Here is an 11,137-nt window from a genome sequence, read left to right on the forward strand (position 1 = left end):
TAGCCGCTATTTTCATTTGATCAGGACTTACGAAAAACTCATTAAAACAGAAGGATTTTTTAGTTCATTGATAAGATAATTTTTTAAGAGGTTTTTTTTTATTTGATAGACAGTTTGTGCCGTTTGGTAAGCAATTTTTTTCAAATTAACCCAGACATAAATAGCGCAGGCGATGTGATTTCGTTGTATGCGTTGCTTGCGGCACTGACATTTATCAATACCAGTAAGCTGCTTCACTTCGCGATGAAATTGTTCCACATACCATCGTATGGCACAAATTTTCTTCGTGTCATTAGCGCAAGTTTGTGACGTATCATTAGTAGCAATAAGATCTGTTCTATTAGAAGAAATAGCAACAGAAAACAACTTCATCTGTAAATGCTCAGGCATCCCTTTAAGCCTAATGAGCTTGCCGTGTCTTAATTCATCTTCGCTCCATTCAAAGCTACGCAATGGCTGGTAGGTTTCATCAGACCCCTTGAGTTTAGCTAATCGATTTTTTCTCATGGGGCAATAGAATATTTTGTTATGATCATTGATAAACAACATCAGCGTGCTGGTAGCATACCAGGTATCCATTAACACCGTTTTAAACGGTAATTTCTTGTGGTAAACAATATTATTAAGCATGTCTTTCACATGGTCTGCTTTACCTTTCCCGTCTTTTTCCGGGTCAAAAATTCTAAAATCGATAACCCAAAATTGCTCGGTCTGTGGGTTAACGTAGATGCAGTTAACCAGTCCTATTCCGCGAATAACGCCATGGGCATTACCACTGTACTGCCAACGTACTGATTCGATATGGCGGGAATGGCTTTTATCTAGAACCGTATCATCGAATACAATAAATCCTTCCTCACTTGCCACAAGCTCAGCCTTAACTTGTAACCAAACGTCACTGGCTGTTAATCGCTCTCTTTCTAGGTACAATTTTACCAAATCATGGCTTACATCAGATACATGCTCCGCATAATTGGTGAGCGTATAATTGACTTGGCTACTTAGCAAATATTGGCAATATTCTAATCGGCCAAATGACTTTCTTGGGCGGGCTATGGCTGCGCTCTGTCGGAAAAAATATACGCCATCTTAGATAAATAAAACTACATTGCAAATGATCTTTTCGACATCCTCTCCTTGAGAATTCTCTTGTTTTTCTTTGATCTATTGGCCTAATAGGTGGGGTTTTTCGTAAGTCCTGTTGATGCTTAAGTGGCACTGAAGTTTTAAAAAAATCAATAACGTAACCACTTGATTAATATATAAATTATCTGATTATCCTGATAATCAGACCTAAGGATATTTCCGTCCAACGTGTACAACGTCGAAATTATGTCTTATTTTTAGATAACGTTGGAACATATATATGAAAGTACAAAAAATTAAACTGAATTCTTATGATGTCACATGGATCGTTGATAATAATCATTTACCAATCAAAACAATTATGTGAGTTCTTGCTAATGTTAGACGTAATTACCGTATAATTAATATGGTGTCAGTTAAGGGGTAAAAATGAATGAAGAACAGCGAAACTGTGTATTAATGGATGAGCATTGGCTTATGTTTGATGCGTTACATAGTTATGAAGGCTACAAAGAACTGCGAATTGAAGCGGATAAATTAGGTGTTTCAATAAAAACAGCCATTATAGACAGGCTGGGAACAGAGAAAAACCAGACTGTATTACTTGTTGAGTAATAAATAATCTGCCCGATCCATAGCAATGATAATGAATCCGCTATATCTTAATGGGCTTGTGCTCCTGTCGGCTGTGGTTCCTTTTGAAAAGTCCAAATCAAGCCTAGTAGAATAATCCCCATCCAAGTTATTGATTTGATCCATGAGGCATAATAATAAAGCTGTATGAATTGTTGAGGCTGATTTAGATGGGGAATTACATTAGGGGCTGAAAATAAACTGATATTGTTACTTATAATAACTGGTGCTGTAAAAAGGAAAAACCCTTTTAAAATAAACTCATAATTCTTCATTTTAACAGAAGTAAAAATAATCAAAACAAGAGCAGGCGCTAGAAGCAAAGCAAACCTTGGCCAGTAAAAAATATGGGTTATTGGGGTAAATAAATCGCTATAAGAGGAAAATACCCCTGATTTTAAAGCGGTTTCAAAAGAAAGCGACAAATAAGACAAAACCAACAGTAAAAACGATAAGTAGTATATTGGTGTTTTTAGATTTATGCGCATTATAACAGTTCCCTTTTTTGATCATGGTGTGAGTGCTTTAGCTCATCGTTTATTCTTTAGGGTATAGTGTTCTTCCAGAAATGGTCGCTATTGCTTCTATAGGAATCGCATGTTCCTCATCATTAGAACAATTTAAGCTGATAATTTTAGCCATAGCAGTTGCTGTATCGTAATCAGGTCTAATATGTGTATCTGACGATGCGATACATGTTGTGTTTCCAATAAATAATTTAAAACGTCTTTGGCTTTGTTTTTCTGAAGCGTAAAACGGTTTTAGAGTAACTCCTGATAACACTGTCCCAGATAAAACTGTTTTTTCCTTATGAGCCGTATCAGATGGAAGCTTAAATTGTTTTGTTACTATAATATGCGCCGTTTTACCTGCTTCAACATAAATTCTATTGGGTTTTACTGATGAAATAGAATGGGTATTTTTTTCTTTGTTTTTTATTAAAAGGAGTTCAGGAGGCATTGGGCCGATAATTTTTAGTTCTGGTGAAGCCCAATAGATGGCTTTATTATTGTCCAAAAGTTTGTAAGGCAAAAACACCACATCATGTTCCCCCATATTCCAAAAAACACCACAAAATAGATGCTTATCACCTACTGTAGAGCGGTTTAATAAATTACCTTTGCTGTCTGTAAAGCGATCGCAATAATGGTTATTTTGGTTCTTTGGCACTTTTAATGGTGAATACGCTAATTGAATTTCACCATTGGCACCCATAAGAAACAATTGACGCGAAGCAGTCGCATAAAAATCATAACTTAATTTAGCGATGAATGGAGATAGGAACAATACCAAGATCCCTAGCTTTATACCCAAACGCTGCGATGATTTTTCATTGAAAATAGAAAATAGAATGCACCACGTAAGCACAAGGCCTAGCAAAATGATAAAGACGTTTGTAAATGTTAAGAACACTATCAATACCTCTCTTGTAAAAATTATCTATGCAAATGGTTACTATTTTATCATATTGATTTTTTATAGCATTTAATCTTATTAATTAACTCATTTTTATTGAGCGTATCTATTTTATGCATGATGCTCTCAGGACTATGCTCTTGATCGAGCAATTGTTTAGCCCATAGCATAAACACATCATCCTCGGTGAGAATCTTAAAAAGCATATCGTTTTTTTCATCGAGCAATACTTCAACAGCACAAGCTACTAGCCATTTTGATGGCGTTGTTTCTCCACCAGCCATGCCTTTAATAGCCATAGGAGAATAGCTTTTATCCTTATCAAATAAAGTCTTCGCTTTGTGGTGCAATTTTTCAGAACGATTAACAACGGCTTGTAATTCTGAAAAAATAGATTTTATTTGATTGCTAAAATCCTGCTTTTTATATTCGGCAAGATTTACCCGATTCAGTAACGTTAACGCTTGTTCTTTGCTGGAACCTGAAAGCTTCCCTACTACAACTTTAATTTGCTGTATCATACTACTAACCATGGGTTCAAAGATGTTTAACTCCACTTTTTGTTCGTCACAAATAATTTCAATCTGCTCCAAAACATCGATAAATTCATAAGGCAATCGAAAGCGCAAATCGAGCAACGTGCTTGTTGGTGAAGGATGCAAGTGCTGATGAATGGCCTTAAGATTCTGCATGAACTGTTTTAACTCAATCGTTTGATTAATTGAAAGATTATCCCAACCATCAAATAAATCCGGCTCATTCATATGAAAAGAACCATAAATGTTCTTCCCATCCGTTGATTTGACGTAAACCCTTGAGGGTCTACGCAAATTTTGTTTCACTTCGAATCGCAATAATTTTTTCATTAATAAGCCTCTAATAAAATAAGTGATGAACTGTTGCAGTATTGAAATGCACAATCTTTTGCATCATTTAGTCGCGTGTACGTTTTGTTTGTTGCCAAATCGATGTAATATTTTTTACCAGCTTGTTTGTAATCGTATTTAGAACGAAACGCAAACACGGATGTATTGATGAATCCTCCCAACAAATAAGTTCTCATTGTTGGGGTTATTGCTGTTGTATCCTGTTTTGTCGCATCAAAATAGTGACTTAATAAATGGTGTTCATTTAATTCATGAAGGTTTTTTAGTTTTTGTAATCGGTGGCCATGATAATGCATGAAATAAGGAACACCGGAAATATTTATTTTTCTGGCACGTGTAGTGTACTGGTTATAGTAATTTGTTCTTCGCAAATAATAATAAGGTTTAAAAGCACGCAATACAGGCACTGTTGTATTTTGTCCGTACAGGTAAACGAGCTTATTGAATTGAGCATCAAGAGTGGCTTTTTGAGTTCGTGCACCCAATAATTTATTTTTTATTGTCTCTAAAGAATAGATCATCGACTCAATACCCTGCTGATTCATCTCAGGAATATCCCCCAGAGAAAGTTCTACCTGATAATCTAAACGCTCCAACCGCCTTAGTGCATTGCACAGCTGGGGGTAATGAACAAGAGTATTTAATTCCAAATAAGTGCCGATGGCTTCTTTAATGGACAACCTATTCCAGTAAGAATAAGAAATATCCTGATTTCTGGTAGATGAAGATGTAAGCATTAACGCTCTCAATAAATCGTTTAAAGAAAAGGCCAGCTCAAGTGGTGCATTGGTTTGATTTAGATGAATCATAATTACCTCGTTTTCTTTTATTGTCCTAATGACACTACTTAGTTTATTTACAAGAACCAAATTTGTCAACAAATAAAATCCATAAAATAGATAAATTAAAAACATCTATTATATTGACTGTTTTGTTATGGTCTGCCATACTATAGATGTTCACTTAGGAACATAATAGATAAAATAAGGAATAAATCATGATTAAACACCCTCTTCAAATCGGTTCCATTCTCTATGCTTCTTGGGGTTACGAGCAAACTAACATTGACTTTTATCAGGTCATTGAGCTAATTGGAACTTCCACTGTGGTACTCAGAGAAATTGCTCAAGAAAAAGTCACTGACAGCAACGATGCTTTTTGCGGAAAAACAAAAGCCAAACCTAATTGTTTTATTGATGAACCATTTCGAAAAAGAGCAAACGCGCAAGGCATAGTACGCATGAACTCCTTCTCGCATGCAAGTCTTTGGGATGGCGCCCCTCTTTATTATTCTTCTTATCATTAGACTTCGAAAATGCTCCCTGCATAAGCAGGGAGTTACCACTAATTAACTGTTTAATAAAAAATTGGAGATTTTGATGAGCAATATATCAACAGCCGGAACAAATAGTTTAATACAAGAAATCAGCATCGTTTGGTCTATAGATGATGTGTTGGATGTGAGGCCACTACTCAGCAAAGAGCAAGCAAGTATCGTATTACAACACCTTAAAAAAAATCATGATGCCACAATAGGCATTAATTGGGATGTCATAGAAATCGTTTCAGACGATTTATTCTTAAAGCCGATTAGAGTGATTAAAACACTTCGTTATAAAGAACACGAAATAGAAATTAGTTATCAAGAATCCGATGAACGCTATATAGCGGATATTCGCATCGATGATTGTGATGGCCATACCGTCCAAGGATTTTGTGGTTTAAAAACTGAATCAGAGGCCGTTTCTGTAGCTCAAGCCTTTATTGATGGGTTGCACTATACCGAAGAAGAGGAATTCAATTAAGTAGGCTAGATTTTTTCTAGCCTACTCGCTATTAGGAGGGAACACAATGGATTATTTAAATTTATGGCACCAATTAGTGGATGTACCAATAAACGATGATGATGAAATTTAAGAAGATTTCCTTCATTTTGAAAAAGGAACGAATAAATTCGAACTCTGGAAATGGTTTGATAAAAAATTACCTAAAGGAATCGCACATGAGTTATTTAAGAAGTTATAACTATTTAATTGCTATAAATAGGCTTTTTGCCCTCACCCTATTCATGGGGGCTTCTTTATCCTTTCCTGCTCATTCAGGGCCTTCTAAATCATTTAGAGTAGCTCATACCCATGGGAAGACGAAACCGCAGCGAATATCGCCCACGGTAAAACATTCTAAATTTTTAACTGGGTTAGCTGCAGGCTCTATTTTATTTTCGCAGAAGGGACATCCGTTCTCTTACAATAAGCCGGATTTTGAGTCACCTGATGGCGAGCTGTATAGTGAATACGAGCGCAATAATCAATTATTGACTCAAGGTGGCTTGCCTCAGGATAAGCGATTAACACTAGAGCGCAGAAATCAACAGATAAAAAACAGATTAATTGCGTTAGCTGAAAAAAGATACATGAGCGCATTCACTCTTCAATTGGTTCCACTCAAAGAAAAGGTAATTGAATCAAAAATTGAAAAATCGTATAACCCTAACGAAAAACCGGATATTCAAGTAAAACGCAAACAGCTCCTTTATGAGCTCAGGTTTTCAGATGAAAGCCCAAAACCAATAAGTGATTTTGATGTGGTGAATATTAATGAAATGAAACCCAATAACACACATCCCTATCAATTTACCTATTCAGAAACGTGGGGAGATAACGCCATTAAAGTAAATTTGAGAGATAAAAAGGATAAAAAGCTCGTATTAGAATTATCCCACGCCTACTACGTTCCAAATGCAGCAAGAAAAGACATTTTTGAATCCATGCGAGAAAAATTTGTCAGTTATTTCTTATATGTATGGCCGTTTCTATTCCTGCCGTTACTGCTGAATTTTTTTTTTAAAACTAAATAATAAATTATAACTATAAGGAGTTATATAAATGATGATCGAACTATTAATTGGTATCGCTGTTATCTTGTTAATTTTTATTTTGACAGGTCTGTTTATTGTCAAACAGCAAGAAGTTGCACTTATTGAACGCTTAGGGAAATATCACTCTATTGCACATGCGGGGCTTAATTTTAAAATACCCTTTATTGACTGGATTGCCGGTAAGTTATCGTTACGAATTCAACAATTAGATGTCAAAGTCGAAACCAAGACAAAAGATAACGTGATTGTCCAAATTCAAGTTTCCGTGCAATATCGCATCAAAGATGGCGGAGTTTATGATGCTTACTATAAATTGGAAGATCCTACGCAACAAATTACAGCCTATGTCCTTGATCTAGTTCGTTCTGAAACGCCAACAATGATCTTGGATGATATTTTTGAAAAAAAAGACAGCATTGCTAATGCCGTTAAAAGCCACTTAACCGACACAATGCAAGACTTTGGATTTGAAATTATCAAAGCATTAGTAACGAACATAGAGTTAGAAGCCAAAGTAAAAAATGCAATGAATGAAATTAACGAACAACAACGATTGCAAGTTGCCGCTCAAGCCAAGGGAGAAGCAGAAAAAATATTGATGGTCAAAAAGGCAGAGGCAGAAGCAGAAAGCAAGCGATTACAAGGTGAAGGAACAGCCAATCAACGAAAAGCAATTATCAATGGGCTAAGCCATTCTGTAGAAGATTTCCAAAAGTCCGTACCGGGGGTATCGTCTGCAGAGATAATGAACTTGGTATTGATTACTCAATATTTTGATACATTAAAAGAAATAGGGTCACATAACAAATCCAGTACGATCTTATTGCCGCAGTTACCGAATGATATCGCATCGCAATTGCAGCAAAGTATTATAACTGGCAATGTAGCTAGCGCAGACATAAAAAATTAATAACGGAGTTATTGGGGTTGTGCTCTATAACCCCAATAACAAAAGGTATTAGGTGTTCCCATCAAGTGTTATCGAATTGGTTTATTGAGATTATCTATTCCAACAACCATAAACCATCTTGTTCCCAATACTCAGAAAATCCCATTTTTGAAAAGGGTATAGAAGGATGATTTTGCATAAGATGAAACAATTGTTTGCGCCAATGATTGCCTGGCGAGCTGTTTTTTAATAATGCATGAATAATATAAGCTTGAAGATAGAAAGGGCTTTCGTTATGTTCAAAAGATATTGTTATTTCTGAAACCTTGGGTTTATTGACGAAAAACCGATTCCATAAGCGAGAATGGTGAGCACATAAATTTCTGGTATAAGTCAGTGAGCGCATCCATGATTTGATGATCTCACTATATTGTCCAAGAGTATCACCAATTTCTTTTCTTACAGTACGATCTTTAATATTGGCATAGAGCTTGGACACTGTACCAAAAGAAATGCATTCCATGACCATCCAGTTTGGTGGGTGTTCTGGATGATTATATTTAGCATAATACGTTTTAATAAAGTCTTCGTGTGAACGTTTCAGATGTGATTTAACCTCCTCCAAAAACATTTGATGTTGCTCAGCCGAAGAAAATAAATCCATGCTTAGATACCAATGTGCGCCATATTTCAAACTCATGGCATTTGATATAGCGGTACGAAAAGAAACCTCTATTCGCTCTAGGGCATCGATAACTAATAAGCGCAGCTCCCTATCAAATGCATACAAATTTAAAAGATCCGAAAATCGCGTGTTGGGTTTAAATTGGTGAGAGCTTGTCGCAGAGCTAATGAGAAAAGGTTTAAAATAAATCATCAAACGATAGTAACCAATGGTCGTCAAATACTGACTAGCTTCTTGTTCATTATCCAGCAACAGCCCTTTTTGCCGTAAGTGATGTATTTGTTCTGGTATGGAAAGAGGTGGTTTATTAAAAACCATTTTTGAATGCATAAAATAAATAACCCGCCCTGGTCCGCATTGTTAAGAGGCGTGGCGGGTATGGTTAATTATATTATAACCCGATTGCACTCAAAATCAAATAAGATTGATTGTCATTAATGTAATTTTAACAGAATGTGCAACGTAACTGAATCACCGTACACGCCAATTACCCATAAGAATGTTATAATTAACCGATCGTTAAAAGTCCTCATTTAAAGATTTTTGATTTAGGAATTATGGAGTAAGCAATGGATGTGAGTGTAAAAGAGTTTTTGATAACGCTATATATAGTAGGTGGATTAATTACCCTAAGTTATTCTATCCACAGCTTTCTCAATTTTCAACGCTTAAAATTATATTACAATAATAATTTGCTGCTAAAAAGGCCTGATATTAAACGCTATTTGATTCTTAAACCCCTCCTTTGACCATATTTTTTTGTTATCGAAAAAAGCCCCTTAGAGCGATTTTCCGAACTATTTTTTAAACATTATGGTGACGAGAGGCATACTTATTTTAGAAGCCAGGGGCTTAAAAATTTTTTAAATGACCTATTCAAAGGAAAAAATCATTATAAAAACGATCAAATACACACACCTTGCTGGCCAATTGACAAAAACTCTCAAGATTGGATTGAGCATGAGCGATTTTTTAAAGGCAATAATTTTCTATGCGCATATTATCTATATAAAAATACAGGATGAATACCTTGTGCGAGTCACTTGGGAACAAGAAAGCCCCCTCACCCTGTTGCATCTATAAGCAGGTTTGAGCTAGATCAAGGTCAAAGGCTTAGCGCGTCTGAATTTATAACAAGAACGCAACAAATCAATTCCGATGAAGCTAATAAATTACATCGTGGAATGAAATAGCATCGTCATATAATAACAAAAAGCGTCAATTTAAAAGATGTATTTTGTTGACAAAATTACTGGTTTTTGCCATAATGTATTTGTTCACTTAGGAACATAATAGAAAACATTAAGGATCAAAAATGACAACAATCATTACTTCAAAACTAGTTAGCGATCAGCAACGCCTTTCTTTTTTGCCTAAACATTTTGGCACCATGATGATAAGGGCAGAACAAGCAATCTACAACACATTAAAAGTGATATGCTCTTCTTACGAAGGCGGCTATTGGCATTTTTACGAATTGAGCAATCGTGGTTTTTATTTAGCTCCCGACATGGACGAGCCACTTCCCATATATGTGGAAGGCAACGGCTATGATGGTGAAGTGAGTGCAGATGCTGCTGGAATTATTACAACCCTATGTGTTCTTAATCAACTGTGTTGGAAAACTAAATCGGATAAAACAATCCATCAATATTATTTGTTGCGGGATTACATCGAATACCACAAAGAAGCTACTGACATTTATGCCGCGATTGATTAAGCAGATAAAACAGGCCGTAAACTTAAATTACGGCCTTTACATAAGGGGCGGTTCTATGAATATTATAGAAAAAATTACTCAGGCCATTTTTGAAGATGACGAAGATCCGAACAAACAATCTGAATACTTAATTGAAACCTATTTAAACAGCACCAATCAAATAGAAATTGATGCTATTTTTGTATGTTTATGCTAAAAACCCTAATCGGTAATTGTTCAGCATAATTTGCAGTATTCGCGTTAAGCTTCACCACAAAAACTAAGCTTGGGCTGTTTGTACTTACATTACGTGATATTTAAAGTCCGTACACATTGATTGACACTCTCACCAGCTTGATTGGATTCAAGAGCATGCCTTTTCTGATCTAATAGCTCCAAGCTGGCTTTTCATGTTAACTATCTATTCCAATAATCAAATGAATTAAATTGGTTACTCGTATGTATATTGCTAAAGCTGGTATGATGATTAATATGATGATGCATGGAGTGATTGTAATTAAAACCAAATGGATTCCCTCCCGCATCATAGGAACCAATCATAGGCAGGCCAGTGACAGGATTTACTCTAAAAGTATCTTGTGAATGGTTATTAAATAATTGCTGCTGATTAATGGAAGAATGGTCGCCCTGATTTACACTATGACCTTTAATCATGTAAGGTAAAATATGCCGTTTAAAATATTCATTTTCCATGTAATTAAAATGTTCATTTTTTGATGCAATGGCTTTTTGATATTCAAGATAACCTGGTGGTGGTTCTAATACAAAATCTTTAATTCGGATGAGTAATTGTATTAATTTTTTTATACGATCAATTATCGCATCCTTTTGAAAAAATAGTTTCATTTTTTTATCCTATTTAGATAACTAATTTATTCCTTCACAAACGCGCAAAGGCTCGCGCTCTTTATTTATTCCATAATCCATCATTCTAACTATACTA

General features: G+C 35.4%; 14 protein-coding genes. 7 read left to right on the plus strand and 7 right to left on the minus strand.

Features of this window, described 5'->3' with window-relative positions:
* Positions 1 to 27: 27 nt before the first annotated feature.
* On the minus strand, positions 28 to 1,056 hold the full coding sequence (locus ACF8MK_RS17225; protein WP_058478568.1) for a transposase: 1,029 nt from the start codon (positions 1,054 to 1,056) through the stop codon (positions 28 to 30).
* A gap of 459 nt (positions 1,057 to 1,515) precedes the next feature.
* Between ACF8MK_RS17225 and ACF8MK_RS17230 the strand changes: the two genes are divergently transcribed.
* Positions 1,516 to 1,701, plus strand: coding sequence for a hypothetical protein (locus tag ACF8MK_RS17230; protein WP_058478567.1), 186 nt, complete (start codon positions 1,516 to 1,518; stop codon positions 1,699 to 1,701).
* A gap of 47 nt (positions 1,702 to 1,748) precedes the next feature.
* On the opposite strand, the gene ACF8MK_RS17235 is transcribed toward ACF8MK_RS17230, so the two are convergent.
* The 4 genes from ACF8MK_RS17235 to ACF8MK_RS17250 are packed head-to-tail and all read right to left on the minus strand — an operon-like array spanning position 1,749 to position 4,831.
* Positions 1,749 to 2,207, minus strand: coding sequence for a hypothetical protein (locus ACF8MK_RS17235; RefSeq protein WP_058478566.1), 459 nt, complete (start codon positions 2,205 to 2,207; stop codon positions 1,749 to 1,751).
* A gap of 49 nt (positions 2,208 to 2,256) precedes the next feature.
* Positions 2,257 to 3,132: a hypothetical protein gene (locus tag ACF8MK_RS17240; RefSeq protein ID WP_058478565.1), complete on the minus strand. Its 876-nt coding sequence runs from the start codon at positions 3,130 to 3,132 to the stop codon at positions 2,257 to 2,259.
* A 50-nt stretch (positions 3,133 to 3,182) separates the two neighbouring features.
* Positions 3,183 to 4,001 (minus strand): hypothetical protein, encoded by an 819-nt coding sequence (locus ACF8MK_RS17245; RefSeq protein WP_058478564.1) that lies wholly within the window; start codon positions 3,999 to 4,001, stop codon positions 3,183 to 3,185.
* On the minus strand, positions 4,001 to 4,831 hold the full coding sequence (locus tag ACF8MK_RS17250; RefSeq protein ID WP_058478563.1) for a hypothetical protein: 831 nt from the start codon (positions 4,829 to 4,831) through the stop codon (positions 4,001 to 4,003). Before ACF8MK_RS17250 ends, ACF8MK_RS17245 begins: the two co-directional genes overlap by 1 nt.
* 188 nt (positions 4,832 to 5,019) lie before the next feature.
* Here ACF8MK_RS17250 and ACF8MK_RS17255 point away from each other — a divergent pair, with 188 nt between their 5' ends.
* From ACF8MK_RS17255 to ACF8MK_RS17270, 4 genes are all read left to right on the plus strand, one after another.
* The gene (locus tag ACF8MK_RS17255) at positions 5,020 to 5,328 is read left to right on the plus strand and encodes a hypothetical protein (protein WP_058478562.1); all 309 of its coding nucleotides are present in this window, start codon (positions 5,020 to 5,022) and stop codon (positions 5,326 to 5,328) included.
* A 73-nt stretch (positions 5,329 to 5,401) separates the two neighbouring features.
* Positions 5,402 to 5,827: a hypothetical protein gene (locus ACF8MK_RS17260; protein WP_058478561.1), complete on the plus strand. Its 426-nt coding sequence runs from the start codon at positions 5,402 to 5,404 to the stop codon at positions 5,825 to 5,827.
* A 197-nt stretch (positions 5,828 to 6,024) separates the two neighbouring features.
* The gene (locus tag ACF8MK_RS17265) at positions 6,025 to 6,879 is read left to right on the plus strand and encodes a hypothetical protein (RefSeq protein WP_230849093.1); all 855 of its coding nucleotides are present in this window, start codon (positions 6,025 to 6,027) and stop codon (positions 6,877 to 6,879) included.
* Between the two features lie 28 nt (positions 6,880 to 6,907).
* Positions 6,908 to 7,810: an SPFH domain-containing protein gene (locus tag ACF8MK_RS17270; protein WP_172462864.1), complete on the plus strand. Its 903-nt coding sequence runs from the start codon at positions 6,908 to 6,910 to the stop codon at positions 7,808 to 7,810.
* Between the two features lie 94 nt (positions 7,811 to 7,904).
* Here ACF8MK_RS17270 and ACF8MK_RS17275 read toward each other — a convergent pair whose 3' ends face one another.
* Entirely contained in the window at positions 7,905 to 8,804 is a 900-nt protein-coding gene (locus ACF8MK_RS17275; RefSeq protein ID WP_058478560.1) for an Abi family protein, read from the minus strand.
* Positions 8,805 to 9,789: 985 nt separating this feature from the next.
* Between ACF8MK_RS17275 and ACF8MK_RS17280 the strand changes: the two genes are divergently transcribed.
* Both ACF8MK_RS17280 and ACF8MK_RS17285 read left to right on the plus strand, forming a co-directional pair.
* Positions 9,790 to 10,194 carry an antirestriction protein gene (locus ACF8MK_RS17280; protein ID WP_058478557.1) on the plus strand — a complete coding sequence of 135 codons (405 nt, stop codon included), beginning with the start codon at positions 9,790 to 9,792 and terminating at the stop codon, positions 10,192 to 10,194.
* Between the two features lie 55 nt (positions 10,195 to 10,249).
* Positions 10,250 to 10,390: a hypothetical protein gene (locus ACF8MK_RS17285; protein WP_156413874.1), complete on the plus strand. Its 141-nt coding sequence runs from the start codon at positions 10,250 to 10,252 to the stop codon at positions 10,388 to 10,390.
* Between the two features lie 200 nt (positions 10,391 to 10,590).
* Here the strand turns inward: ACF8MK_RS17285 and ACF8MK_RS17290 are convergent, their stop codons facing one another.
* A complete protein-coding gene (locus ACF8MK_RS17290; RefSeq protein ID WP_058478556.1) occupies positions 10,591 to 11,040 on the minus strand; it encodes a hypothetical protein in 450 nt (149 codons plus the stop codon).
* Between the last annotated feature and the right edge of the window lie 97 nt (positions 11,041 to 11,137).

It is taken from the genome of Legionella sp. 227 (assembly GCF_043161935.1).
Taxonomy (GTDB): Bacteria; Pseudomonadota; Gammaproteobacteria; order Legionellales; family Legionellaceae; genus Legionella; species Legionella sheltonii.